The organism is Acidovorax sp. DMC1, from assembly GCF_056314325.1.
Map to the genome: position 1 here is coordinate 726,513 of NZ_JBQUYO010000001.1, position 26,183 is coordinate 752,695.

Annotated in this window: 23 protein-coding genes; 11 read left to right on the top strand and 12 right to left on the bottom strand. The window is 68.0% G+C overall.

Annotation, left to right across the window (positions count from 1 at the left end):
* The first annotated feature begins 45 nt into the window (after positions 1-45).
* Complete coding sequence (locus ACT531_RS03400; RefSeq protein WP_209816613.1) at positions 46-621, top strand: flavodoxin family protein; 576 nt, start codon at positions 46-48, stop codon at positions 619-621.
* Positions 622-666: 45 nt separating this feature from the next.
* On the opposite strand, the gene ACT531_RS03405 is transcribed toward ACT531_RS03400, so the two are convergent.
* Positions 667-1,425: a YdcF family protein gene (locus ACT531_RS03405; protein ID WP_476016465.1), complete on the bottom strand. Its 759-nt coding sequence runs from the start codon at positions 1,423-1,425 to the stop codon at positions 667-669.
* Positions 1,426-1,486: 61 nt separating this feature from the next.
* Positions 1,487-2,278 carry an alpha/beta fold hydrolase gene (locus tag ACT531_RS03410; protein ID WP_476016466.1) on the bottom strand — a complete coding sequence of 264 codons (792 nt, stop codon included), beginning with the start codon at positions 2,276-2,278 and terminating at the stop codon, positions 1,487-1,489.
* 104 nt (positions 2,279-2,382) lie between these two features.
* On the opposite strand from ACT531_RS03410, the gene ACT531_RS03415 reads away from it, so the two are divergent.
* Together ACT531_RS03415 and ACT531_RS03420 are read left to right on the top strand one after the other, a co-directional pair.
* Complete coding sequence (locus tag ACT531_RS03415) at positions 2,383-2,904, top strand: flavin reductase family protein (protein WP_015011990.1); 522 nt, start codon at positions 2,383-2,385, stop codon at positions 2,902-2,904.
* A complete protein-coding gene (locus ACT531_RS03420; protein ID WP_476016467.1) occupies positions 2,901-3,491 on the top strand; it encodes an MOSC domain-containing protein in 591 nt (196 codons plus the stop codon). Before ACT531_RS03415 ends, ACT531_RS03420 begins: the two co-directional genes overlap by 4 nt.
* 40 nt (positions 3,492-3,531) lie before the next feature.
* On the opposite strand, the gene yccS is transcribed toward ACT531_RS03420, so the two are convergent.
* The 4 genes from yccS to minC form a co-directional block, all read right to left on the bottom strand.
* Positions 3,532-5,730: a YccS family putative transporter gene (gene yccS / locus ACT531_RS03425; RefSeq protein WP_476016468.1), complete on the bottom strand. Its 2,199-nt coding sequence runs from the start codon at positions 5,728-5,730 to the stop codon at positions 3,532-3,534.
* 169 nt (positions 5,731-5,899) lie between these two features.
* Positions 5,900-6,166, bottom strand: a complete 267-nt coding sequence (gene minE / locus ACT531_RS03430) for a cell division topological specificity factor MinE (protein WP_015011987.1) — start codon at positions 6,164-6,166, stop codon at positions 5,900-5,902.
* Between the two features lie 2 nt (positions 6,167-6,168).
* Positions 6,169-6,984, bottom strand: coding sequence for a septum site-determining protein MinD (gene minD / locus ACT531_RS03435; RefSeq protein ID WP_015011986.1), 816 nt, complete (start codon positions 6,982-6,984; stop codon positions 6,169-6,171).
* A 44-nt stretch (positions 6,985-7,028) separates the two neighbouring features.
* Entirely contained in the window at positions 7,029-7,793 is a 765-nt protein-coding gene (minC, locus tag ACT531_RS03440) for a septum site-determining protein MinC (protein WP_476016469.1), read from the bottom strand.
* 167 nt (positions 7,794-7,960) lie between these two features.
* On the opposite strand from minC, the gene ACT531_RS03445 reads away from it, so the two are divergent.
* The gene (locus ACT531_RS03445; RefSeq protein ID WP_476016470.1) at positions 7,961-8,878 is read left to right on the top strand and encodes a DMT family transporter; all 918 of its coding nucleotides are present in this window, start codon (positions 7,961-7,963) and stop codon (positions 8,876-8,878) included.
* Between the two features lie 189 nt (positions 8,879-9,067).
* A complete protein-coding gene (locus ACT531_RS03450; RefSeq protein WP_476016471.1) occupies positions 9,068-10,531 on the top strand; it encodes a hypothetical protein in 1,464 nt (487 codons plus the stop codon).
* Positions 10,532-10,779: 248 nt separating this feature from the next.
* On the opposite strand, the gene ACT531_RS03455 is transcribed toward ACT531_RS03450, so the two are convergent.
* Positions 10,780-11,943, bottom strand: coding sequence for a GGDEF domain-containing protein (locus tag ACT531_RS03455; RefSeq protein ID WP_476016472.1), 1,164 nt, complete (start codon positions 11,941-11,943; stop codon positions 10,780-10,782).
* A 182-nt stretch (positions 11,944-12,125) separates the two neighbouring features.
* Here ACT531_RS03455 and ACT531_RS03460 point away from each other — a divergent pair, with 182 nt between their 5' ends.
* Positions 12,126-13,007: a LysR substrate-binding domain-containing protein gene (locus tag ACT531_RS03460; RefSeq protein WP_476016473.1), complete on the top strand. Its 882-nt coding sequence runs from the start codon at positions 12,126-12,128 to the stop codon at positions 13,005-13,007.
* Positions 13,008-13,126: 119 nt separating this feature from the next.
* On the opposite strand, the gene ACT531_RS03465 is transcribed toward ACT531_RS03460, so the two are convergent.
* Together ACT531_RS03465 and pssA are read right to left on the bottom strand one after the other, a co-directional pair.
* Positions 13,127-13,969 carry a PhzF family phenazine biosynthesis protein gene (locus tag ACT531_RS03465; RefSeq protein ID WP_476016474.1) on the bottom strand — a complete coding sequence of 281 codons (843 nt, stop codon included), beginning with the start codon at positions 13,967-13,969 and terminating at the stop codon, positions 13,127-13,129.
* A gap of 42 nt (positions 13,970-14,011) precedes the next feature.
* Complete coding sequence (gene pssA, locus ACT531_RS03470) at positions 14,012-14,638, bottom strand: CDP-diacylglycerol--serine O-phosphatidyltransferase (RefSeq protein WP_043565028.1); 627 nt, start codon at positions 14,636-14,638, stop codon at positions 14,012-14,014.
* 232 nt (positions 14,639-14,870) lie between these two features.
* Between pssA and ACT531_RS03475 the strand changes: the two genes are divergently transcribed.
* Positions 14,871-16,820: an acyl-CoA synthetase gene (locus tag ACT531_RS03475; RefSeq protein ID WP_476016475.1), complete on the top strand. Its 1,950-nt coding sequence runs from the start codon at positions 14,871-14,873 to the stop codon at positions 16,818-16,820.
* A gap of 90 nt (positions 16,821-16,910) precedes the next feature.
* Positions 16,911-17,912 (top strand): Bug family tripartite tricarboxylate transporter substrate binding protein, encoded by a 1,002-nt coding sequence (locus tag ACT531_RS03480; protein ID WP_476016476.1) that lies wholly within the window; start codon positions 16,911-16,913, stop codon positions 17,910-17,912.
* A gap of 88 nt (positions 17,913-18,000) precedes the next feature.
* Here ACT531_RS03480 and ACT531_RS03485 read toward each other — a convergent pair whose 3' ends face one another.
* Complete coding sequence (locus ACT531_RS03485; protein ID WP_476016477.1) at positions 18,001-20,073, bottom strand: acetoacetate--CoA ligase; 2,073 nt, start codon at positions 20,071-20,073, stop codon at positions 18,001-18,003.
* Positions 20,074-20,578: 505 nt separating this feature from the next.
* On the opposite strand from ACT531_RS03485, the gene ACT531_RS03490 reads away from it, so the two are divergent.
* From ACT531_RS03490 to ubiM, 3 genes are all read left to right on the top strand, one after another.
* Positions 20,579-22,159 carry a BCCT family transporter gene (locus ACT531_RS03490; protein ID WP_476016478.1) on the top strand — a complete coding sequence of 527 codons (1,581 nt, stop codon included), beginning with the start codon at positions 20,579-20,581 and terminating at the stop codon, positions 22,157-22,159.
* Positions 22,160-22,304: 145 nt separating this feature from the next.
* Positions 22,305-22,736: a hypothetical protein gene (locus ACT531_RS03495; RefSeq protein WP_476016479.1), complete on the top strand. Its 432-nt coding sequence runs from the start codon at positions 22,305-22,307 to the stop codon at positions 22,734-22,736.
* Between the two features lie 179 nt (positions 22,737-22,915).
* Positions 22,916-24,187, top strand: coding sequence for a 5-demethoxyubiquinol-8 5-hydroxylase UbiM (ubiM, locus tag ACT531_RS03500; RefSeq protein WP_476016480.1), 1,272 nt, complete (start codon positions 22,916-22,918; stop codon positions 24,185-24,187).
* An 80-nt stretch (positions 24,188-24,267) separates the two neighbouring features.
* Here the strand turns inward: ubiM and ACT531_RS03505 are convergent, their stop codons facing one another.
* Together ACT531_RS03505 and ACT531_RS03510 are read right to left on the bottom strand one after the other, a co-directional pair.
* Positions 24,268-25,179 carry a class I SAM-dependent methyltransferase gene (locus tag ACT531_RS03505; protein WP_476016481.1) on the bottom strand — a complete coding sequence of 304 codons (912 nt, stop codon included), beginning with the start codon at positions 25,177-25,179 and terminating at the stop codon, positions 24,268-24,270.
* Between the two features lie 175 nt (positions 25,180-25,354).
* Positions 25,355-26,101 (bottom strand): zf-TFIIB domain-containing protein, encoded by a 747-nt coding sequence (locus tag ACT531_RS03510; protein WP_476016482.1) that lies wholly within the window; start codon positions 26,099-26,101, stop codon positions 25,355-25,357.
* Between the last annotated feature and the right edge of the window lie 82 nt (positions 26,102-26,183).

Consider the following 26,183-nt stretch of genomic DNA (forward strand, 5'->3'; position numbering starts at 1 on the left):
GCGGCGCCCACAGCGCGCCTGCAGACACGGGCCGGTGCCGCTACGATGCCGGCCATGTCTGCACCCCATTACCTCTTCCTCACCACCTCGACCCGCGAACCCGGCCACCTCGGCAACACCGAATGGCTGGCGCGGCAGGCCGCTGCCGCCCTGCCTGCGGGCACGGAGCAAACCTGGCACCACTTGGCGCGCATGCAGTTGCCGCCCTTTGTGGACCAGCGCCACACCACCGGCACCTACGCACCGCCTGAGGGCGACATGAAAACCCTGCTGGACGCCACGCTGGCCGCCAGCCACATCGTTTGGGTGGCGCCGGTGTACTGGTACAGCATCCCCTCGCCGCTCAAGACCTACCTTGACCACTGGAGCGCCTGGATGCGCGTGCCGGGCCTGGACTTCAAGGACGCCATGGGCCGCAAGACGCTGTCGCTCATCACCACCAGCGGCGACCGCACCAAGGCCCAGCCCATGATCGATTCGGTGGCGCTGTGCGCGCAGTTCCTGTCCATGACCTGGGGCGGTGCGCTGTGGGGCAAGGGCGGCCCCCCGGGCGCCGTGCAGGCCGATGCGCAGGCGGTGGAGGCGGCCAGCCGCTTCCTGGTGGCCCCCGCCGCAGGCTGATTTCAGAGCGTGTTGGCGATCTAGCAGGGGATCGTCCACAGGCTCTCACCGGTCCAGCGAAGCACGCTGAGCCAAAATGCCCAGCCACTCATGCAGCGCCAGGCTGCTGTCGGACAACGCCGAGGCGCGCGGCAGCACGCGATACAGCTTGCGCGCCTGCCCCCCTTTGAAGCCCATGGGCGCCGGCAGCACCTGCAGCCCGGCCTGCTCAAAGTCCCGGGCGGCACGCACCATGTGCCAGCCGTGGGTGACGAGCGCGATGCGCTCGATGCCTGCGGCCTTGAGCAGGACGGCCGACCTGGTGGCGTTGTTGCGGGTGTCGAGGGACTCCACTTCGGTCCAGCGCACCCGGCCCTTGAACTCCCGCTCCACCACATCCTTCATCACCAGGGCCTCGGCCCGTGTGCCGCCCGTGGAGCCCCCCGTGGCCAGGATGGGCAAACCCGTCTGCTGCTGCAGGTAGGCGGCATAGCGCACCCGTTCGCGCGCACCCCGGCTGAGCACGTCCACCCCGTATTCAGGTGCCACGGTGTCGGCACCGCCGCCCAGCACCACGATGGCCTGCACCTTCGCCTCGGGCAGCTGGCGCGGCGTGATGGCGGGGTAGCGCTCCAGGCTGCGCACCAGCGCGTCCGACACCGGCGGCCAGGACAGCGCCAGCACCGACAACAGCGACAACACCACCAGCGTGTTGCCCGTGCGGCGGTGGTAGCGCGCCAGCCACAGGCCAAACAGCGCCAGCACGATGCTGGACACCGGCGGCAGCAGCAGCGCAGACAGAATTTTCTTGAGGGCAAACAACATGGAGAAAAAAGGCAGCGTTCATGCCCCGGCGCGGCGGCCGGGCAAAGCGGGGTCCAAAGGGTCAGTGCAGCGTGCGCCGCTGGGCCAGAAAATCGAGCAGCGCTGCGTCAAACCCTTCGGGGTCTTCCAGCTGGGGCCAATGCCCCACATGCGGCAGCAGCACCGTTTGGGCATCGGGCAACACCTGGGCCAGCGCCTGCAGGGCTGCCGGAGGAGTGCACCGGTCCTGATCGCCGCCCACCAGCAGCACCGGCATGGTCAGGTGCGCCAGCGCGGCAGCGCCCCGGTCAAACGTGGGCAGGGCCTCCAGGGCGCGGCGGTAGGCGCCCGGGAACACCTGGCCCAGCGCGTGGCCCGCCAGCCGCACGCCTTCGGGCAGGGCGCCGGTGCCGATGCACCGCGGCACCAGGGTCTGGGCCAGTTGCTCCATGCTGCCGCCGGTATCCAGGGCCTTGAGGGCCTGCTCGCGCGGTGCCACCCAGTCCTGCACGGCCTGGGCATCGAGCGCCGGACCGCCCGCGCACAGCACCATGCGGCGCACCTGGGACGCGTCCCGCACGGCGGCCTCCAGCGCCACCATGGCGCCCATGCCGTGGCCGACCAGCGTGACGGGGCCGCAGCGCAGCGCATCGATCAGCGCCAGGCAGCTTTGTGCCAGCGCCTTGAAGGTGTAGGGCTCCACAGGCGCGCTGCGGCCATAGCCGGGCATGTCCCAGGCCACGGCCCGGTAGCCAGCGGTGGCCAGGGTCTCCACCTGGGGCGCAAAGGTGAGGTGGTCGCCGTCCGCGTCGTGCAGCATAAGCACGGTGGGGCCTGAGCCGAGGGTGGTGAAGGTGGGAAGCAATGCGGCCATGCGGTGAAAAGCAGATGTAAACCCCGCAACAGCGCGGCGGAGGGTGGCGCCTGATAATAGGTCCTGTCGCTTGCCCCCACGCCGCCACCGCTGGCGCCGCTTTTGTGAACCCTTCGCTCCCCCGCCCCGCCCTCGCCCTGCCGCCGAGCTTTTCGACCCGCGAATTCCGCAATGCGCTGGGCATGTTCGCCACGGGTGTGACCATCGTGACCGCCCGCAATGCGGCGGGTGAACTGGTGGGGCTCACGGCCAGCTCGTTCAATTCGGTGTCGCTGGAGCCCCCGCTGGTGCTGTGGAGCCTGTCGCACGGCGCCAGCACCATGCCGGCGTTTGCCAACGGCTCGCACTACGCCATCCATGTGCTGGCAGCGGACCAGAAGGACTTGGCCGAGCGGTTCGCCACCCGCGGCATTGACCGCTGGGCCGGCCTGGAGCACCGTCCCGGTATCAGCGGCGCGCCGCTGCTGGCGGGGGCCGCCGCCACGTTTGAATGCTTCAACCGCAGCCAGTACAAGGAGGGTGACCACACCATCTTCGTGGGCGAGGTGGAGCGCTGCGAGCACCGCGAGGGCGCATCGCCCCTGCTGTACCACGGCGGCAAGTTCTACACCGAGCACCCGCTGTGACGGCACCCGCCATCGTCGTACGCCACGTGAACGTTGGCACCGCCCGGCGCCTGAAGGTGGGCGAGCGGTCAGTGCTCACCGCCATCGGCAAAATCTCCGTCGCCGGCCCCGTGGCCGTGGGCCCGCTGGGGCTGGCGGGGGACGAGCAGGCCGACCTGAGCGTGCACGGAGGCCTGACCAAGGCGGTGTATGCCTACCCCGCCGCGCACTATGCGTTCTGGCAGGCCCAGCGCCGCGATCGGGGCGTGAGCCTGTTCGACGAAGCGCTGCCACCGGGCTTCATGGGCGAGAACCTCACCATTGACGGTCCACTGGAGCATGAGGTGTTTGTGGGCGACGAGTGGCATTTCCCGGACTGCGTGCTGCGCGTGGCGGCGCCGCGCGAGCCCTGCTTCAAGTTCAATGCCGTGATGGGCTTTGCCCAGGCCGGCCGCGCCATGGCAGTGGCGGGCTGCAGCGGCTACTACCTGGCGGTGGACCGGCCCGGCACCATCGCCGCCGGGCAGACCGCGACGCTGGTCGCGGGGCAACGCGGGCTGAGCATTGCCCAGGCGTTTGCGGGCAAGTTCGCCAAGCACGCACGTTGACCTGGCTGCGGCACGACTCCCGCGCCGCACTCCGCCCAACCTATTCCGTGGTCACCAGCTGGCGCGCCTGCGCCTGCAGCTGCGGAAACACCTTGCCCACCAGCTGCAGCTGCGCTGCCATGAGGCTGTGCGCGCTGGGCGCTGCCGGCACCGTGCCCCACTCGCGCAGCACCTGGGCCACCGCCGGGGCGCTGTGGGTCTTACGCACCCTGCCGGACTGCTGCGCGCGCTCCAGCTCCAGCGCCAGCTGCTGCAGAGATGCCAGCAGGCTTTGCGCCAGTTCGCGCGTGGCCTCCTCCATGGGCTGAGCGGCTGCGCCACCGCGCTGGGCGCCCAAGGCCGACAGATAGTTGAGCTGGGTGTGCGAAAGACACAGGAAATTCCCCACCACCTCGGCATTGCCACGCACATGCAAGGGCTCCTTGAGCATGGCGCTGTACGAGTTGGACAGCGCGGCATCCGCGTTGTGGGCATTGCGCCGGGCCAGGCGGTAGGCCAGGTGGTCGCACTTGCCTCCCTGGTACTGCGCCAGGATCTCCCGCAGGTACAGCGCCTGGGTCTGCAACACCTGGGCGGCCAGCCGCGGCCAGTGGCGCGACTGCCACGACGGCAGCACCAGCCATGAGGCCACGGCCGCGATCACGCAGCCCACCATGGTATCGAGCAGGCGCGCAGAGATCACGCCGCTGGCCGCGCCCATCTGGTGAAAGCTGAGCAGCAGCAAGGTGGTGACCGCCGCCGTGGCCAGGGTGTAGCGCGTGTGCCGCGCCCCAAAAAACACCGCGCCCCCCAGCACCAGCAATGCGGCCTGCACCAGCTCGCCCGGAAACAGCTGGATCACCGCCCACCCGAGCGCGAGCCCCATCGCCGTGCCCTTGGCGCGCTCCATCAGCCGCGTCTGCGTGGCCGCGTACTGCGGCTGGCTCACGAACACAATGGTCAGCAAGATCCAGTACCCGTGCGGGTCTGCTGTGGCCTGCATGAGGGCAAAGCCCACCATGAGGGACAGGCTCAGCCGCAGGCTGTGGCGCAGCCAGGGGGACTGCAGCTGCCAGTGCGAGCGCAGGCGCGCCCAGGCATCGCGCAGGCTGCGCGGCTCGCGGTCAAACAGGGCGTAGTCCACCGCCGCTTCCGCGGTGTGGGCGGGCAGCGCCAGCGCACCGGCAAACACCCCGGCCAGTGCGGTCAGGTTGTCGGCCAGCGCCTGCAACGACCGCAATGCCCGGGACTGTGCAGGCAGGGACGCAGCACCAATGGACTGCGGCTGTGACGCCAGGTGCGCCACGGCAGCCTGCATGTCCTCTATGGCACGGGCCGTCACGCCCCAGTGCTGGGGCACCGTCTGCGCCTCGATCGCCACCGACAGCTTGAGCGCCTGCTCGCCCAGCAGCGTGAGCACCCGCTGGCAGCGGTACAGCACGTCGCTGTGAAAGAACGACTGGGCAAGCAGGTCGTAATGCTCGTGGGACGAACTCACGCGCTCGTGCACGTCCTGCGCCGCCAGGTACTGGTGCATGGCCGTTTGTAACCACAGCGGGGGCGTACCCCGGCCCATGCGGCTGATCAGGCTTTCCTTGGTGGCGTTGAGGGCGTCCACCACGCGGCCGTTGTGCAGCGCCAGCGCCATGCGGCGGCGTTCCAGGTCCACATCCCGCACCGGCTCCAACAACAGCGCTTTCAGGCGCAGGTATTCGCCCAGCATGGCGTACAGCTTGGCCAGGCGGTAACGCACCGGCGCACGCGGCAGCACGGCATGCCACAGCACCGACACCACGCCGTACCAGGCTGCGCCCGCCAGCATGCGGGGGATCGCGTCACCCGCGCCCTCACGGCTGCTGTGGGCGGCCAGCCCCGCATAGATGAACAGGATGAGCGAGCCGAAGGCAATGGCGCGGTAGCGCTCACTCAGCGCCCCCAGCATGGTGATGCCAAAGGCCAGCAACGCCATCACCCCCATCAGCACCCAGGGCCAGGACACCGCGGCCCAGACGGCCCCGGCCATGAGACCAAAACACGCCAGCGCCAGGCACTGCGCCCGCAGGCGCCCGCGCCAGCTGTCGTCAGTTTCGGTGAGTGCGCTGGCGATCACGCCCAGCAGCACCGGCATCAGCTCAGCCTGCCAGTCGGCCCACCAGCCATAGGCCAGCACGGCGGCCAGGGCGACCAAGGCACGCGCGCCGCGCGTGACGCCCTCATGGTTGCGTGCACGCTGCCAGCTGAGTTTCCAGGTTGTGTCCACAGGAGCCTTGTTGCCGAGAGATTAGGGATTACCCTAGTACATCCAGCAATTGTCGGGCCAAATCAGGTCCCACCAGCCCAAAAAGAAACCCTGCCACGCAGGTTGCAGGGCAGGGTCTGGGGCGACGCGGGGGCGCGATGGGAGTGCGCGGCCCGGTGGCCGTGGCGGCCTATCGCACGGTATCGGGCAGCTCGATCTTGACTTCCAGCACTTCCAGGTTGTCCTGGCGCTCCAGGTGCACCTTGAGGTCGTCGGGGTTGATCTTGACGTACTTGGAGATCACCGCCACCAGCTCGCGCTGCAGCGCGGGCAGATAGTCGGGCTCGGACGCATTGCGGCCGTTGCGCTCGTGCGCCAGGATGATCTGCAGCCGCTCCTTGGCAACGCTGGCGGTTTTTTTCTTCTCGCCGAGCAGGAAGGACAGGAAAGAAGCCATGGCTATTTGCTCCCAAACAGGCGTTTGAAGAAGCCGGGCTTTTCGGCGTCAATGAAACGCAGCGGCTTGTCCTGCCCCAGGAAGCGGTCGATCACATCCTTGTACGCCTCGCTCACATCGCTGCCCTGCGCGTGGATGGCGGGCGTGCCCTGGTTGGACGATTGCAGCACCACTTCGGATTCGGGAATCACGCCGATCAGCTTGATGCGCAGGATGTCCTGGATGTCTTCCAGGCTCAGCATCTGGCCGTCTTGCACGCGGCTGGGGTTGTAGCGCGTGATGAGCAGGTGTTCCTTGATGGGCTCGCCGCCTTCAATGGCACGCTTGGTTTTGCTGCCGAGCATGCCCAGGATGCGGTCGGAGTCGCGCACGCTGGAAACTTCAGGATTGGTCACCAGCAGCGCCTCGTCGGCAAAGTGCATGGCCATCAGCGCGCCGCTTTCGATGCCGGCGGGCGAGTCGCAGACGATGTATTCAAAGTCCATCGCGGCCAGGTCCTTGAGGACCTTTTCCACGCCGTCTTGCGTCAGCGCGTCCTTGTCGCGCGTCTGGCTGGCAGCCAGCACGAACAGGTTGTCGCACTGCTTGTCCTTGATAAGCGCCTGGTTCAGGTTGGCCTCGCCCTGGATCACGTTGATCAGGTCGTACACCACGCGGCGTTCGCAGCCCATGATGAGGTCCAGGTTACGCAGGCCGACGTCAAAGTCGATCACGGCGGTCTTGTGGCCGCGCAGGGCGAGGCCGGTGGCAAAGCTGGCGCTGGTGGTGGTCTTGCCCACGCCACCTTTGCCGGAGGTCACGACGACGATTTTGGCCATGTGTTGCTGATTCTCTGTGGGTTGGTACGAATGAAATGGGGGGCTCAGGCGAGCGGCTCGATCAGGAGCTTCTCGCCTTCCAGGCGCACCTGGGCCGGCTTGCCGCGCACCTCGGCGGGCAGCTCGGTCTCGGTGGTGCGGTAGATGCCTGCGATGGAGACCAGTTGCGGCTCCAGGCAGGTCGAAAAAATACGGGCTTCGGTGTTGCCCCGTGCACCGGCAATCGCGCGGCCGCGCAGCGGGGCATAGACGTGGATGTTGCCATCGGCAATCACCTCGGCGCCAAAGCTCACCACCGCCATCACCACCAGATCGGCGCCGCGCGCATACACCTGCTGGCCGGAGCGCAGGGGTTTGTCCACCACCACCGTGCCGGGGCCGGGCATGGGCACTTCGCGCACCACTTCGACCTCGACCTCTCGGATCACCTCGCGCACCACTTCCTGCACCGGCGTGGGCGCCTCGGCACGCGCGGGGGGTGCATCGGGCGCTGCGGCCAGGCCTGCAGCACGCGCTGCCTCCATCTGGGCGGGGCTGCCGCCGCGCACGGCCACAGGCAGGGTGTTGTGCTGGCGCAGCGCGGCTGCGATGGCGGCAAAATCGATGGGCGCTTCGGCCTCACGCACGGGCGCCAGGTCGATCAATACGGGGTCGTTGTCAAAAAAGCCCGGGGCATCGGCCACACGCTCGGCCAGGTCGGCTGCGAACTGGGCGGCGTCAGTGGTCTTGAGCAGCACCGCCACCACCGGCAGCGAAGCGCTCTTGAGGTCAAAGCTGGTGCGGGCCTGGGCCGCCGTCGTAAGGGCCATGAGGGGATAGGAAAAGGAGCGCGGGAACCTGTTTCAGAAGGCGCAAAGTGTACCGTGGGCCTGTGTAAGCGCCTGTTCCGGTGCTATGGGCACACAGAAGCAGGGTTACAACCGGCCGCGCCGCGCAGGCGACCGCCCGCGCACAGCACCCCTTTGATAATCCCCCAATGCCTTCCACACGCAAAACCCACATCGATGCCCTCGCCATCTCCCTGCTGCTCGCCTGCTGCATGTTCTGGGGCTTCCAGCAGGTGCTGGTCAAGGCCACGGTGGCCGAGGTGGCGCCGGTGTTCCAGGCCTTTGTGCGTTTTGCGCTGGCCACGGTGGCCGTGGCGGCCTGGTGCCTGTGGCGTGGTGTCAGCCTTTCCGGCGCGGGCGAGCCCGCCGGGGCCACACGCGCCGGACTGCTGGCGGGGGCGCTGTTTGCCGGCGAGTTCGCATGCATCTACCTGGGCCTGCAGTACACCACCGCGTCGCGGCTCACCGTGTTCTTGTATGCGTCGCCCTTCTGGGTGGCATTGCTGCTGCCGCGCTTCATCCCCGGTGAGCGCCTGCAGGGCTGGCAGTGGCTGGGCCTGGCAGCTGCGTTTGTAGGCGTGGGGCTGGCGCTGGGCGACGGGCTGCTGGGTCACGCCAGCACGGCGCTGCCACAAGGCTGGCTGGGCGATCTGCTGGGGCTGGCTGCGGGCCTGATGTGGGCGCTGACCACGGTGGTCATCCGCACTACGCCGCTGGCGCGTGTGGCCCCCGCCAAGCAGCTTTTCTATCAAGTGGCGGTAAGCACTGCGGTGCTACCGGTTCTGTCGCTGGGCCTGGGCGAGGCCTGGGTCTGGCAGTTCAGCGGCTTTGCCTGGGGTTCGCTGCTGGTGCAGGCGCTGGTGGGTGCGTTTGTGAGCTATCTAGCCTGGATGTGGATGCTGGCGCACTACCCGGCCACCAAGATCTCGGTGTTCGTGTTTCTTACGCCCGTGTTTGCGCTGCTGTTTGGCGCACTGTGGCTGGGTGAGGCTGTGACGCCCGGGCTGGTGGCTGCGCTGGTGCTGGTGGCGGCGGGCATCGTGCTGGTGAACCGACGGGCGGTTTGACCATGTGTATCAAACGGTGTCAAAGCGCCACCTGCGTGGCACCGGCAGCTATCATTTTCAGTGCACTCGTTGTCAAAGATTCCGCGTCCGGGTATGCGGCAGAACGCATGGGGACGACCTGAATCATCACTGCACCGTACCGCCACCGGTACCCGAACACCGTTTAAAGCTTTCTCCAAAAAGGTATCCATGCGTCACGACACACTGACTTTTGCAAACGAAGCCGTTCACCCGTGGGCCCCGCGGGCCTTGCCGATCTTGCGAGCCACGCTGGCCTTGGGCTTTGCGGCCATGGCTTTGGCTGGCTGCGGTGGCGGCTCAGGCTCCGCTGAGCCTGGCCAGCCCCCTGCCACCAGCACCCTGGCCGCCCCCGAGAACTTTGAGAACACCGGGGCACTGAGTTTTGCGTGGAGCTCCACGCCGGGCGCCACCCGCTACGAGCTCTTTGCCGACATGGATGGCCCCGGGCCTCAGACCGAAGTGCAGATGGGCGAGGCGCAGGGCCTGAGTTTCTACTCCACGACGCAACGACAGTTCGGCTACCTGAATCTCGCCCGAATCGCTGATTTCATCAACGCGACCTTCCGCCTGCGGGCTTGTAACAGCGATGGATGTGGAGCCTTCACCGCAGCGAAGGCACTGGACCTTCCCAGCCGCATCAGCTACGAGTTTTCCTCGGGACGTGCCCCCCTCAAATCCTCATCGGGCAATTTCGACCCCATATCCCAAGACGGCCTGACCCTGGTCCTTCGTGGCTCAAACGGTTCGACAAGCACCTTGCTGGTGTTCACGCGCACAGCCGTCGGCCAGCCATGGCAACAGCAGGCGGAGATCCCCACCAATGCGTACCGGATCGCGCTTTCAGCGGACGGCAACACGCTGGCAGCCAGCGAAGAGCTCAAGGTACAGATCTACCAGCGCAGCAACGGCTCCTGGAGCCGGCAAACCACGATTTCATCGACCCAGGCGCCCACTGCATGCGCCCAGCCCTGCCAATTGGAACCGGACAGGCTGGCTCTGTCGGCCAACGGCAACCTGCTGGCGGTCTCGGGGCGCTTCAGGGTCAACGGTAGCACCACCGCCCTCAGCTCGGTTTTCACCTATGCGCGCACGGGGACCTCTTGGACCGCGCAAAACAACTTCGCGCCAGAAGGCGATATCGTGGGCACGGCACTCGCCCTGTCGGGAGACGGCAGTACTCTGGCACTGAACAGCGGTGCCATCACCCGCAGTGTGAATATCACACCACCGCTCGTGCATATCTACGCGCAGAACGGGGTCGATGGATGGACCGAGCAAGCGCGGCTGCCTGTTGGCATCGTTTTTTTTGTGGACATTGCTGCATCGGTGTTTAGCGCCATGACGCTGTCCCACGACGGCAACACCCTGGCGGTGGAAGCCCGGAACTCGCCCAACACGCTTCCGCCGGAATACCACATCACGGCCGCAGACCTCACTTGCCCGAGAGCTGGAACTGGGAATGCGGCACCCGTATCGCACATTGCACTGTTTGCGCGCAGTGGTGCAGCATGGCAACGGCAGGCTGCTATCGCGCGCGAGGCCGCCCCCTCATGGGCCCTGGCCAACGATGGCAACGCCCTCTTCTACGGGGAGCTTTTCAATCGCCGCAACGGGGCCTGGACCTGCCCCTGACCCTTGTGCACACGGCCCATGCAGCCCATGGGCGGGGATCATGGCTTCGGGAGGGGTTTACGGGGAATCGCTGACACCCCCGACATCGCACACAGCGTGATCATTCAGTCCCAATCACGGTAGTCATCCGCACCACGCCCCGGGCACGCACGGCCCCCTGCCAAGCAGCTGCTGCACTAGGTGGGCGTGAGCACGGCGCTGGTGCTGGTGAACTGGTGGGCTGAGGCACTGCGACCTGTGCAGCAGCCCTAACGCCATTCGACGCGGTTTCTGCCCGCGTTCTTGGCGGCATACAACGCCTCATCGCTGAGTCCGATCTGCGCGTCCAGGGCTAGGGGGGAATCGTCTGGAATGCCGGCATGCACACCGACGCTGAGGGTGATCGGCACCGTGGCGTTGGCCAGCCGCACGGGCGGCGACTCGATGGCCTTGCGCACGTGCTCCGCCAGGCGCAGCGCACCGGCTTGGTCGGTGGCAGGCAAGACCGCCAGAAACTCTTCTCCGCCATAGCGGGCGACCACGTCGGCCTGGCGCAGCCGCTGGCGAATGCGCAGCGCCACTTCGCGCAGCACGGCGTCTCCGGCCAGGTGGCCATAGGTGTCGTTAACGCGCTTGAAGTGGTCAATGTCCAGCATCAGGAAAGCCAGCGGCTCCCCCTGGCGCCGAGCACGCGCGCCCAGCGCTGGCAGCAGGTCTTGCAGGGCACTGCGGTTGTACAGACCGGTGAGGCTGTCGTGCGTAGCCAGGGCGTGCTGCTGCTCCAGGGCAAATTCCATCTGCATCAGCACAAAGCCCATGCTGTTGACCAACAGAACGGCCATCACCGCAAAATAGGTCAGCCCCTGCACCTGGCCCGGCACGTTGTAGACGGCATCCCAATCAGACGCCCACACCATGTAAGCGGTGCGCACGACCAGCGTGAGCACCAAGCCCGCGCAGCCGGCAATCAGAACCCAGCGGCCCGTCAGGCGCCGCTCGACCAGCGCAGGGCCCCAGGCCTGGTACAGCAACATGCCGGCCATCACGCTCTGGATGCCGGCGACCAGGATGTTGCGCCAATGGTCGTCCCGCATGAACAACAGCACCACCACCATGTTGACGGCGAGCGGCAACCACACCAGCGCCGAGCGCACAGGCTGCGCGCGGTGCCGCTGAAACGACGCGATCGCCAGCGTGTGCAGCACCAGCGTCAGGCCGCTGAGCAGGTTGGTTGCCAGGATCGACACTTCGGTCCAGCCGAATGCCCGCAAGCCGAACGCCGGGTAGGACAGCGCATTGACCACCAGCCCTAGCCCCCACAACGCCAGCCCCCGGTGCAAGCGGGCACGCAGGGCCACAAACACAATCGGCAGCGCCTGGGCGGTCGCAGCGGCCATGGTGGCGGCCAGCAAAGTGGCAAGGTCGAGCGTCATGGGCAAAGTGCAGGGGTGGAGCCAACCGCTGGAAGAGGCAGCGTGGGCCATTCGATCCAGGCAGTCTAATGCGCGCCGGGCTGGGATACCTTGATCCGACGAGGCCACAGGGCGCTTTGGCAGCCTGCACCGCTGCGGCAGCAACCGCAGAGTGCCCAACCCCGCATGTGAAAATCTCCCGCATGCCACCCCGCCTGCCCCCGCTGAACGCGGTCCGTGCCTTTGTGGCGGCGGCGCGGCACCAGAGCTTTACCCACGCAGCGCTGGAGCTGCACGTCACCCACAGCGCCATCAGCCGCCAGATCAAGGCGCTGGAGGCCCACCTGGGCGTGGACCTGTTCGAGCGCAAGACGCGGCAGGTGCTGCTCACCGCAGCGGGCCACCAGTTTCACGCGCAGGTCGGCCCTGCGCTCGCGCAGATCGGCGCCGCCGCCCAGGCGCTGCGGGGCGACGCCGGGCTGCGCAGCGTCAAGATCAATGTGCGGCCCAGCTTTGCGGTGCGCTGGTTGATCCCCCGGCTGCCCGGCTTTGTGGCCCAGCACCTGGACATCGAACCCCAGGTCATCACCAGCACGCTGGCGCCAGACCATGCCACCGAGGCCTTTGACCTGGCCCTGCGGCGCGGCCCGCGCGGGTGGCCGCCGGGCATGCAGGTGCAGCCGTTTCTGGAGGATGAGGCGCTGGTGGTGGGCGCGCCCGCCCTGTTCGCCCAGCGCCCGGTGACACGGCCCGAGGCGCTGTCGGCCCATGTGCTGCTGCTGTCCAAATCGCGCAGCAAGGACTGGGAAGGCTGGAAGAAGCAGGTGAACGCGCCCACGCTGCAGCCCGCCAGCTGCCTGCAGTTTGACCACCTGCACTTTGTGCTGCAGGCCGCCCTGGACGGGCTGGGTTTTGCCGTGGCCCCGGTGTCGCTGATCACCCACGACCTGGCCTCGGGGCGGCTGGTGTCGCCGCTGCCCAGCTTGCGGCTGCCGCTCACGCGGCACTACCTGGGCATGGCGCCGGACCCATCGCCGGAGACGCTGCGTTTTGTGCAGTGGCTTCAGGACGAGATCAGCGCCTGAGCGGGAGGCCGGGCCGGGAGTACAAGGCCCCCACGTGCCCGTTTTGCCCGATTTCTGCACAAATCGGGCGGTAGCGCTAGTGCATCATGCGCTAGCAGCTATATTTTCAATAGCAAAAATCATTCGCCATCCCCCATCCACCGCGCCGTGCCCGACACGCGGATGGAGCTGCCGGGCACGGGCCCGATCTCAGCCCGCAGGCGCGAGCGCATGCCCATGTCCTCGCCCTGCACCACATCGGTGGCGCCGCCGTGCGGCCAGCCCAGGTCACGCAGGTAGCCCGCCAACGCGGCAGTGGCGGCGCCGGTGGCCGGGTCTTCCAGCACGCCGCCCGAGGCAAAGGCATTGCGGGTGTGCAGCAGCCGGTCGGACTCCACCCACACCAGCACGATGGTGACCAGCTTGGCGTTCACCATCAGCGTGCGGCCCGCGTCCAGCGCGTAGTGCATGGCCGCCAGCGCCGCACGGTTGCGCAGGGCCAGCACCAGGTGGTCCGCACCGCCGTGGATGAGCGCAGGCGGAATGCGCGGGTCCAGATCGGCCGCGCCGAGGCCAAACAGGGCCAGCGCATCGGCCAGCAGCCCAGCAGGCACAGGCCCGCTGCGCGTGGGGGGCGACTGCAGCGCCGCCTGCACCAGATCGCCCGCGCGACGGCCTTCGACCGTGATCTCGGCCTGGCTCAGCGACAGCGCAAACACGCCGTCGCCCTCGCGCTGCGCGAGCGCGGCGCCCAGGGCAATCGTCGCGTGGCCACAAAACGGCACCTCGCTCTCGGGTGCAAAGTAGCGCACCCGCCAGTGGCCATCGCCCAACGGGGCGGCAAACGCGGTTTCAGAAAAGCCGACCTCGGCAGCAATGCGCTGCATGTCGGCGGGGCTGGGCAGCGCGTCACCGATCCACACACCGGCGGGGTTGCCACCCTGGGTGCCGTCGGAGAACGCTGCGATTTTTTGGAGTGCCATGGGGTTCAACGTGCAGAAACAGGGGACGACCCCGCGCGTGACTCAGAGCTTCGGAATGCGGATCCGGCTGATCATCAGCGACCCCGACAGCGCAAACAGCAGCACCAGCGGGTGCAGCGTGAAGCCGCCGATCAGCAGCTTGCCAAACCACAGGTTCTCGCGCACTGCGCCCAGCCAGGCGGCCAGGGCCAACAGGCCCACCAGCACGATGGAGGTGGGGATGGGGGTACCCTCGAAGTATTTGACCTTGCCGTCGTCGCCCGACAGCGTTTCGGCGGTGACGTTGTAGCGCGCCAGGCGCGACACGCCGCAGGCCACAAAGTAGGCCAGCACGATGCGGTCGTACAGGCCCTGCATGCCGCAGCCATAGGCAATGATGGCCGGGGCCACGCCGAAAGAGATCACGTCGGCCAGCGAATCCAGCTCGCGGCCCATGGCCGAGCTTTTCTGGCGCCAGCGGGCGATGCGGCCGTCCAGCACGTCAAAGATCAGCGCGGCCAGCACCAGGGCACATGCAAAGTACACGTGCACCACATTGCTGGTCTCCAGGTACGACATGACCGAGAACAGCGCGCCTACGCCGCAGACCGCATTGCCCAGCGTGAACCAGTCGGCAAGGTGGAACTCACGGATCATCGAAAAACGTTTGGGCGGCTGCGGAGTGTTCATGGAGGAAGGGCGCGCGGCGGCGCGCGCAGTGGCAATCAACAAGGTCCATTATGGGTGTGCCGCACCGCAGGGGATCGTTAACCCTCTCTGACATCTGCGTGACTGCTTTTGCGCGGACACACAGACAGACTGTGGCCACGCGGCGGGCGCGGCAGGGTAGGACGATGCCGCATCCGCCCTGTGACCGACCCGTCCTCCCCCATAAGACCCGAGATAAGACCCGAGACACGCCATGCGCCTCCCTCAGATGCCCCCGCTCCACCTGCCTTTTGCCCCCGGTGCCCCGGTGCGCAGCCTGCAGGATGTACAGCGGATCGAAGCCTGCCCCCTGGCCGAGGCGCTGCCGGTGCAGAGCACCTACGAGATTTTTGTGAACTCGGCGGCGGCGTTTGGCGACAAGACGGCGCTGACCTTTTTGCCTACCGCAGACCCTGCCGCCGAACCCATCCGCTGGTCGTACGCGCAGCTGCTCACCGGCATCCACCAGACGGCCAACCTGCTGCACCACCTGGGCGTGGGCCCCGAAGATGCCGTGGCCGTGCTACTGCCCGGCTGCCTGGAATACCACCTGGCCCTGTGGGGCGGCGAGGCGGCGGGCATCGTGCAGCCGCTCAACCCCATGCTCACCGACGAGAAGATCGCGGCCATGATGACTTTGGCCCGCGCCAAGGTGCTGATTGCCTACGGTGGCGAAGGCGACCTGGGCTACTGGAGCAAGGCCCTGCGCCTGCGCGCCCTGGTGCCCACGCTGACCACGGTGCTGCGCGTGGCACCGCACGATGAGGCGCCGGGAGCAGCGCCCGCCCTGCCCGCTGGCGTGCTGGACTTGGCCGCGCGCCACCAGCACCCGGGCGACCATCTGGTGAGCGGCCGCCGCATCGCAGCCACGGACATCGCCGCGTACTTCCACACCGGTGGCACCACCGGCGCGCCCAAGCTGGCCCGCCACAGCCACGGCGCGCAGGTCTTCACTGCCTGGGGCAGCGTGCAGATGCAGGGCATACGGCCCGAGGACGTAGGCATCAACGGCTACCCGCTGTTCCATGTGGCGGGCGTGCTGCCGGGCTCGCTGGCGGCGCTGTCTGCGGGGGTGGAGACCATCATCCCCACCACCGGCCTGTTCCGCAACCGCGAGGTGATTGCCAACTACTGGCGGCTGGTGGAGCGCTACCGCTGCACCTACCTGTCCGCCGTGCCCACGGTGCTGGCGGCGCTGGCCAATGTGCCGCTGGACGGGGCCGACATTGCATCGCTGCGCTATTGCCGCACCGGCGCGGCCATCCTGGCGCCCGAGCTGGCGGTGCGGTTTGAGCGGCTGTTTGGCCTGCACATCCACGAGAGCCTGGGCATGACGGAGATGGCGGGCATCTCCACCATCACGCCCCCCGGCGTGAACGCGCCCGCAGGCTGCGTGGGCTGGCGGCTGCCGCACACCCAGCTGCGCGTGGTGGCACTGGATGCGCAGGGCAATGCGTCGGACCAGGATCTGCCGCCCGGCCAGCCGGGCATGGTGCTGTTCCAGTCGCCCAACCTGTTCTCGGGTTTTCTCGATGCAGCCGACACGGCCAAGGCCTTCACGCACGACGGCTGGCTGGCCACCGGCGACCTGGGCTTTGTGGACGAGCAGGGCCGCCTGCACCTGAGCGGCCGCTCCAAGGACCTCATCATCCGCAGCGGCCACAACATTGACCCCAAGGTGATCGAGGACGCGCTGGGCGCCCACCCCGCCGTGCAGCTGTGCGCCGCCGTGGGCGCGCCCGATGCCTATGCGGGCGAACTGCCCGTGGTCTACGCCACGCTGCGGCCCGGCGAGCAGGTGACCGAAGCGGAGTTGCTGGCCTTTACCGCCGAGCGCGTGGACGAGGCCGTGGCCCGCCCGCGCTGGGTACAAGTGATCGAGACCATGCCCGTCACCAACGTGGGCAAGATCTACAAGCCCGAGCTGCGCCAGCGCGCCGCCTGCCACACGGTGCAGGCGCTGGTGGATGGTGTGTGCGCAGAAGCCCCGGGCAGCCCCCGCCCCCAGGTGCAGCCCGAGGGCGACAACGCCGTGCGCGTGAGCGTGGCCCCGGGCCCTGACGTTGACACGCTGCAGGCCCGCCTGCGCGAAGTGCTTGCGCCCCTGCCCCTCACCGTTCGCGTCATCGCCGCCCCCGCCGCAGGGAGCCCCCAGACCGCATAAGCCCATGGCGTGACAGCCAGGCCCCGGCCCGCCACCATGCATCGCGGAGCCCGCAGAGTGATTTTTATAACCATGACAGGAGACAAACCCATGCCCTTCCACGCCCTCACCCGCCGTTCCTGGCTCGGCGCCGCCGCGCTGGCCGCTGCCACCACCTGCACCGGCACTGCCGCCTGGGCCCAGGCCGCCTACCCCAGCAAGCCCATCAAGGTGGTGGTGCCCTTCGCCCCCGGCGGCGCCACCGACGTGCTGGCGCGCGTGCTGGCCGAGAAGATGGCCGTGGGCCTGGGCCAGCCCATGGTCATCGACAACAAGCCCGGCGCGGCCGGCATCATCGGCACCGACGCGGTGGCCAAGGCCGCGCCGGACGGCTACACCCTGCTGCTGGCGCTGAGCAACTCCATGCTCACCAACCAGTTCCTGTACACCAAGCTGCCCTACAGCCCCGAGAAAGACATCGCGCCCATCTACCAGATCGCCATCGCGCCCCTGGTGCTGGTGGCCCACCCCAGCGTGCCGGTGGCCACGGGGCCTGAGCTGCTGAAATACATCGCCGCCAACAAAGGCAAGGTGGCCTACGGTTCGTACGGCACGGGTGCCTACCCGCACCTGGCCGGCGCGTACATGAGCCAGTCGCAAAACGCCGACATGAGCCACGTGGCCTACCGGGGCGAAGCGCCCATGGTGCAAGACCTGCTGGGCGGGCAGATCCAGATTGCTTTTGCGAGCGCACTGCAGGTGAAGGCGCACATCGACGCCGGCAAGCTCAAGGCCATTGGCGTGAGCGGCGAGCGCCGCATGGGCACGCTGCCCAACGTGCCCACACTGGGCGAGCAGGGTCTGAACGACGAGGCCTACCGCGTGGCGGGCTGGCTGGCGTTTGGCGCCCCCGCAGGCACACCGCCCGCCATCCTGGAGCGCGTTGCGGCCGAGGTGCGCAAGGCCACCGAGCATCCCGATGTGGCCCAGCGCATCACCGCCATGGGCTTTGACGTGCAAAAGAGCTCACCGGCGTTGTTCACTGCCGCCATGAACAAGGAACGCCCGGTGTGGGAGCGGCTGATCAAGGCGTCTGGCGCGAAGCTGGACTGACCCCCTGGGGCGCAGCGCGCCTCAGCGCCGCACTCACTCTTGCATCCAAACAAGGCGCTAGCGCTTATTGAATAAGCGCTAGCAGCTATTATTTTTGGAGCGCACTCACCCGCTGCGCCGCAAACGCCACGTACCAATCCAGGCACCCTGGGTTGGCCATCGCGTCCTTGTTGACCACCTTCTCGATGGGCTGGCCCAGCAGCAGCTTTTTGATGGGCAGCTCCTGCTTTTTGCCGCTCAGGGTGCGTGGCACCTCGGCCACGGCAAAGATGTCGTCGGGCACAAAACGTGGGCTCAGCGCCGTGCGCACGGCGCCGTTGATGCGCGCGCGCAGGGCGTCGTCCAGCCCGTAGCCCGGGCGCAGCACGACAAACAACGGCATGTAGCTCTCGCGGCCCAGGTACTCCAGGTCCACCACCAGGCTGTCGAGCACTTCGGGCAAGGCCTCCACGGCGCTGTAGATCTCGCTCGTGCCCATGCGCAGGCCGTGGCGGTTGATGGTCGCGTCGCTGCGCCCATAGATCACGCAGCCGCCGTTGGCGCCGATCTTGAGCCAGTCGCCATGGCGCCACACCGCACCCATGCTGGCGGGGCCGTCGCCACCGCCCGGCTGTCGGCCATGGCCTGCGGGGTACATGTCGAAATAGCTCGACAGATAACGCGAACCGTCCTTGTCGCCCCACAGGTACAGCGGCATGGATGGAATGGGCTGCGCGCAGACCAGCTCGCCCACCGCGTCCTCCACGGGACGGCCTTCGGCATCCCACGACTCCACGGCCGCGCCCAGCATGCGGCATTGCATCTCGCCGGGCACCTGGGGCATCTCGCGGTTGCCGCCGATGAAGGCGCCGCAAAAGTCGGTGCCCCCGGATATGTTGTTCCACCAGATGTCGTGCGTACCAATGGCTTCAAACTGCGCCGTGCCCCATTGCTGCACCTCGGGCGACAGCGGGGAGCCCGTGGTACCCAGCGCACGGACGCGCGTGAGGTCGCCATAGTCGGCCAGCGTGATGCCCGCCTTCATGCAGTTGGCAAAAAACGCCGCGCCCGCGCCGAAAAAGGTCACGCCCGTCTCGGCCGCAAAACGCCACAGCACGCCCCAGTCGGGGTGGTCCTTGCTGCCGCCGGGGTTGCCGTCGTAGATCACGCAGGTGGTGCCCGACAGCAGGCCGCTGAGCTGCGCGTTCCACATTACCCAGCCGGTGGAGCTGTACCAGTGGTAGCGCTCGCCAAAGCTGTTGGCCTCGTAGCTGCAGCCGATGTCGTTGTGCAGCACCTTGAGCTGCAGCGCCACCAGCACCGTGCCGCCGTGGCCGTGCACGATGGGCTTGGGCAGGCCGGTGGTGCCGCTGGAATAGACGATCCACAGCGGGTGGTCGAACGGGAGCCACAGGGGATCGAAGGCCGTGGTTTCAGCATCATTTCGGGCCGTTGCGCGCGTCCAGCTTGCCCAACCAGCTATCGAAACAGAAGCATCCAGATTGCCCAGCAGCACCGCGTGCTGCACGCTGGGCAGTGCCGCTCGCAGCTCTGCCAGCACGGGACGGCGGTCGTGGTCGCGGCCGCCGTAGCTCACGCCGTCCACACCGATCAGCACCTTGGGCTCGATCTGCCGAAAGCGGTCGAGCACCGCATGCGTGCCCATGTCGGGTGCGCAGATGCTCCACACGCCGCCGATGCTCACCGTGGCCAGAAAGGCGATCATCGCCTCGGGCACGTTGGGCAGGTAGGCGGCCACGCGGTCGCCCGGCATCACGCCCTGGGCCTTGAGGTGCAGCGCCAGCGACGCGACCTGGCGGCGCAGCTCGGGCCAGCTCAGCTCGCGGTGCTGGCCCTTTTCGTTGCGGCTGATGATGGCGGGCAGGCCCGCCGCGTGGGCGGCATCCACATGCCGCAGCGCCTGGCGTGCGTAGTTGACCTGCGCACCGGGGAACCACAACGCGCCGGGCATGGTGTTCCGGGCCAGCACGGCCGTGTGGGGCGTGGGCGACTGCAACTGGAAGTAGTCCCAGATGCTCTGCCAGAAGGCGTCGAGGTCGGTGGTGGACCAGCGCCACAGCGCGTCGTAGCTGTCGAACTGCAGACCGCGCTGGTCGCGCAGCCAGTTCTGGTACAGGCGGATCTGGGGGATGTAAGGCGGGGTTGTGTGTGTTGTCTCCATGGCGACGCAGCGTACCAGCGGGCCCATCCACTGACCATGCTGGCACGTCTCCAAATTGACAGCGTCCCTGCGCTTGACTGCGGTATTTCCCGTGGCCGTGGTGGGGTGTTACATAAAATTGCGGCTTCTCCCTCTCTGCGTGCAGCTTCTTTGCTGCCTGACGGCCGCCTTTCCTGGCGTATTCGTCCGCAGGTAACCCGCCTTGCCGCGCCACCGCTGCGCGCATCGGCATGGAGGCATCCGTACCCCGGTCACCCGGGTGTGCGCGGACCTCTAGGGCCACGCCTTGCTGCGTCGGGCCTGCTTTTTTCGTGATGTGTTTCGCACGCTCCTGTCTGCCCCCTTGGCTGCGCGTTGTCGCGCACCAGGCAGCCCAGGAGGCCGCCTTTCGTCGTCTTTGGCCGACGGAGTCTGCCGGTTTTTGCCGCTGGTACTCAACTGCGCGCCGGTGCCTGATAAGCGCCCGGCAGCACATCCTTTGTTGATCTTCGAGAAAGGTGATCCCATGGAACTTCTCATCTCGGCGGGGCTGATCCTCGCCATCGTGCTCTGGGGCGTGGTTGCGCCCGATTCGCTGGGCACCGTGTTCGACACGGCCCTGGCCGCCATCACGCGCAACTTCGGCTGGTTCTACCTGTGGGTGGTGCTGGGCTTGGTGGTGATGGCGCTCATCCTGGCCTTCAGCCGCTATGGCGACCTGAAGCTGGGCCAGGAGGACGACGAGCCCGAGTTCTCCATCGGCGCGTGGTTTGCCATGCTGTTTGCGGCGGGCATGGGTATCGGCCTCGTGTTCTGGGGTGTGGCTGAGCCCATTTCGCACTACGGCACGCCGCCGCCCGGCATCGCGCCCAATACGCCCGAGGCTGCCAACGCAGCCATGCGCTACAGCTTCTTCCACTGGGGGCTGCACCCCTGGGCGGTGTACAGCATCGTCGCGTTGGCGATCGCGTTCTTCCAGTTCCGTCGTGGCGGCTCAGCCCTGGTCAGCACGGCGGTGATGGCGCTGCCCTGGGCGCCGCTGCAGCGCATCGGGCCCGTCGTGAACATCCTCGCTGTGATCGCCACGGCCTTTGGCGTGGCCGCATCGCTGGGCATGGGCGCACTGCAGATCAACAGCGGCCTGGCGGCCACGATGGGCGTGCCTGTGAACGAAGCCTGGCAGGTGGGCATCATCGTGGTGACCACGGTGCTGTTCCTCACCTCGGCCGTGTCGGGCGTGGCGCGGGGCATCAAGTGGCTGTCCACTTTCAACCTGGTCATGGCGGCGCTGCTGGCGCTGGCGGTGTTTGCATTGGGGCCCACGGTGATCATCATCGACAGCTTCACCAACACGCTGGGCAGCTACCTGAGCGAGTTCGTGCGCATGAGCCTGCGCATGACGCCGTTCCGCGACAGCGGCTGGGTGAGCGGCTGGACGGTGTTCTACTGGGCCTGGTGGGTGAGCTGGTCGCCCTTTGTGGGCCTGTTCATCGCACGCGTCTCGCGGGGCCGCACGATTCGCGAATTCATCCTGGGCACCGTGCTGGCGCCCACGCTGGCTGCGTTTGTGTGGTTCTCGGTGTTCGGCGGTACGGCCCTGCATCTGGAGATCATGCAGGGCGTGCCTCTGTCGGAAGCCGTCAAGGCTGATGTGTCCACCGCACTTTTTGCCATGTTCAACGCGCTGCCCTGGGGTGCCGTGATGTCGTTCGTGGCCACCGTGCTGGTGCTGGTGTTCTTCGTCACCTCGGGCGACTCGGCCACGCTGGTGCTGGGCATGATGAGCACGGGCGGCAATGAGAACCCGTCGGCGCGCGTCAAGATCACCTGGGGCGTGCTGGTGTCGGGCATCGCCATCAGCCTGCTGCTGGCCGGTGGCGTGAAGGCGGTGCAGACCGCCACCATCGTGTTCGCGCTGCCGTTCACCGCCGTCATCTTGCTGATGGCACTGGCATTGTGGCGTGGCGTGAAAGCCGACTGGGAAGCCGACGACCGCCGCGACCGCGCCCTGCGCCGCCGCATGCGCGAGATGGTGGGCCCAACGCACCACGCAGGCCACCCGGCCGCCGCCGACACCTCAGCGCCCGGGCCAAACGCTCCACGCTGACGGAGACTGGCCCTCCCTTGCGGCCGGCGTGGAGATGCGGTCTGACACACAACCGCCCCCAGCCGGGGGTGAAGGTGGGTCTATCATCCGCAGCCACATTGGTGGTGCGGCAATGGGCCGCACCACATCCTCGACGTCGCTGCCCATGAAAATGCTCCTGTCTGCCTGGCCCACCATAGCCCTGTTGTTGCCCGTGCTGTGGCTGGTGTCGGTCATCGTGTTCCTGGCCAAGGGCAACCGGCGCGCGGTGGCGCAGCTGATGGCCTTGCTGGCGTGCTTTCTGATCGGTGCGCTGCTCATGGAGTTCTTCACCTTCATGGGCGCCCTCATGGCCCGCTCGGGCAGCCAGCACGCCACGCCCACGCTGGGCACCGGCACGCGCCAGTTGCTGGAGACCATTGCCAACCCCCGCTCCATCACCGCGCCACCGCTGTCGCTGGCGGCTTGGGCGGCGTACAGCATCCCGGCGGGCTACCTGTGGCTGCTGGTGGCGTGGGTGCTGCACCTGCGCGGCAAGAAGGCGGGTCCGGCCAAAAAGAAGTCTGCCAAAAGCCCGCGCAAGGCCGCCAAAGACTGAGTTTTATGGGTTTTAGCCCCGAGGCGCTAGAACTATATGCCTGAGTAGCTATTGTTTGGATAGCAGTACCACACCGTGGCTTGACGCAGGGCAAAGCGTGCCCCAGCCCGCCCCCCCACAATGGCGCGCGGCCTCCCCGCCCCGGGGCGGGCACCTTGTCACCCTGCATTCCTCCCGCCATGACCACCCACCACAGCGACGTCCTCATCGTCGGCGCAGGCCCGGCGGGCCTGTCGCTGGCCATCTCCCTGGCGCAAGCCGGGTTCTCCGCCACGGTGGTCGAGCAGCAGAGCGACAGCACGCTGGCCGCGCCCGCGCCGGACGGCCGTGAGATCGCGCTGACCCACCCCAGCCGCGACACATTGCAGCGCCTGGGCAGCTGGGGCCTGCTGGCCGCGCATGAAGTGGGCACCATCTGCGAAGCCCAGGTACACGACGGCCCGCTGGGCCAGCACAGCGCGCTGCAACTGAACACCCCGCAGACCCCGGAGGGTGCAGCACTCGGCGCGCTGGGCTTCATCGTGCCCAACCATGCGCTGCGCCGCGCCGCCTACGCCGTGGCGGCGCGCACGCCGGGGGTGCAGCTGGTCACCCAGGCCCAGGTCACGCGCGCAGCCACGCTGGCAGGACATGCAGAGCTGGACTATGTGCCGGCCGGTACCGCTGGGGCGCCAGCCCAACGCCTGACGGCCCCGCTGCTGGTGGCCGCCGACAGCCGCTTTTCGGCCACGCGCCGCCAGCTGGGCATCGGCGCGCAGATGACCGACTTTGGCCGCACCGTCATCGTCTGCCGCATGCGTCATGGCCTACCCCATGGCAACGTGGCCCACGAATGTTTTGGCTACGACCGCACGCTGGCCGTGCTGCCCCTGCCCGATGACCCACAGGCAGGACATGCGCTGTGCTCGGTCGTGGTCACGGCGGGCGCAGCCGATGCGGCAGCGCTGATGGCCCAGAGCCCCCAAGCCTTTGCCGCCCAGGTGCAGGCCCAGTTCAACGACCGGCTGGGCCACATGGCGCTGGTGGGCGAACGCCACGCCTACCCGCTGGTGGCCGTGTATGCCCAGCGCTTTGCGGGCCACCGCTGCGCGCTGCTGGGGGATGCCGCCGTGGGCATGCACCCGGTCACGGCCCATGGCTACAACTTGGGCCTGGCAGGGGTGGAGCGGCTCACGGCCGCGCTGGTGAGCGCGCGCCAGCGCGGGCAGGACATTGGCAGCGCCGACGCCCTGGCCCCCTACGCCCAGGGCCACCACCGCCACGCCTGGCCCATCTACCAGGGCACCAACGCCATCGTGCGCCTGTACACCGACGCCCGCCCGGTGCCCCGCCTGCTGCGCCAGCTGGTGCTGCAGGGTGCGCGGCGCCTGCCGCCACTGCAGGCGGCGATCGTGGGGCAGCTGACGGGCCAGCCACCCCAATGGATGCGCGCACTGGCACTGAGGCCGTAGCCGCGCCCTACAACAGGCGCAGCGGGGGTAACGGGTGGCCCCCACTGCGGACAATTCGCCAAAGACGACTCACAGGGACTTCATTCCCTGATTCCGAGCGTCGCCAGGCCGTACAGCGGCGCGCCCAGCCAGGGGCGCCACAGCAGGTCCATGGCAACGCCCGGCCAGCCATAGCCCTCCGCCACGCTTTGCTCGCGCAGCAACTGCAGGCGCGGGTGCACAGCCTCCAGCTCTGCCATGCGGCCCACGCCCCAGCGGAACTCGGCACCCGTAGCCCGCACGCTGGCGTGGCGGGCCGCGCAGCCCACGGCGCGGCGCGTCATCACGTCCAGCACCATGCGCGAGCCTGGCGGCGCATGCTGCGCAAACTCGGCCAGCACGGCGTGCACCTGCGCGGGCGGCAGGTACATCAGCACGCCTTCGCACACCAGGAGCACCGGCGTGGCGCTGCGCTGCGTGGGCAGCCCCAGCCGCTGCCACCAGCCGGGGTGCGACAGGTCCAGATCGGCGTGACGCATGCGCGGGCACGGCGGGGGCAGCAGAGGCCGGCGCAGCGCCATCACCTCGGGCAGGTCGGCATCGAGCCACTGGTTGGCCCCCCCGTCCAGCCACTGGAAATAGTGGGTCAGCCCACACCCAAGGTTGACGCCCAGGGCCTGGGGGTACATGGAAAAAAAGGCGCGCCCCGCCCCCTGGATGGCCCGGGTGCGCCACAGCACGTGCAGCACCGTGTGCAGGTCGTCCAGGGTACCGCTCACATCGGCATCCATCTGCGCCAGCAGCGCCGGGGCCACGGCATCATGGCAGTCCAGCCAGGGAAAATAGCGGCCCCCATGGGCACGCGCCGCCAAAGGGATGAGCAGGGTGCTGGGGACGGGGGGTAGCTGCGCGCGCTGCAACGGCAGGCTGACAACGCAACGGGTCGCGCCATCTGCGGGCGCAGCACTGCGCGGCGGTCGGACAACACGGCGTCGGGCAAGGGACTGCGGCATGGGGCGCTCCTCCGGTGGCAGCGGGCGCCACGGTTGGGTGGAATGCGGGGGCCCAAGGTCAGGGCAAGGGCCTGCGACCATTCTGAAGGGTCGGCCCCAGTCTGTCGTGAATGACCGCAGCGCGTACTGCGGTATGTCAATGCGCTGGCGGGCCCCTCAGCACGTGTTCACGTTCTCAGTCCTTCATCAGCGCCCACACCAGCGCCACCCCGGCCGCCAGCAGATCGCCGGTGAACGAGTTGTCGTTGGCATCGCTGCTGGCCGTGGTGAACGCGCGCTTCTGGCGCTCGCGCTCGGCCCGGGCGCGGTCGCGCTCCAGGGCCACCAGGGCGTCGCCAATGTCCACCGGCGATGCCGGCGCCACCGGTGCCTTGGCGCTGGCGGCGGCATAACCCTCCATGGCGCGCACCACGGCCTGGGGGTCGATGAGGGAGAACGCGGCGCGGCAATAGGGGCAGGCGTGGTCCTTGCGGATGTCCACGGGGGCGCCGCAGCTGGTGCAGTAGATGGCGCCCACGCGTTGGGCCAGGTCGTCGATCTCGGGGCGCGTCATGTGGCGCACAAAACCCTTTTCGACCATGAAGGACGAGAAGCTGCTGAAGCGGCCATGCTGGCGCCCGCAGCGGTAGATCATGTAGCGGCCGCTGCGCACCACGTCGAAGCCTTTGGCCAGGCTGGTGTTGCAGCGCGGGCAGGCCATGCTCTCGGCCAGGGGCTGGTGCTGGTCGGTACGGTGCTCGTGCAGCAGGCGGAACAGCTCGACCACCGACTGGGGCGAGAGCTTGAGGTTTTCGTGCCGGTCAAACCACAGGCCCTGGCAGGCAAAACAAATGTCCAGCTCCAGCGTGTGCCACTGGTTGCTGGTGAACCGGTGCGCCTCCATGGGCTGGCGGCAAGAGGGGCAGGACGGCTGAGGGTGCATGGCGGCGGTGCCTGTGGCAGGCAGAGCAGAGGTTGGCGCAGATGCTAACCCGGCACAAAGCGGGTGGACGCCTGGCAATTGA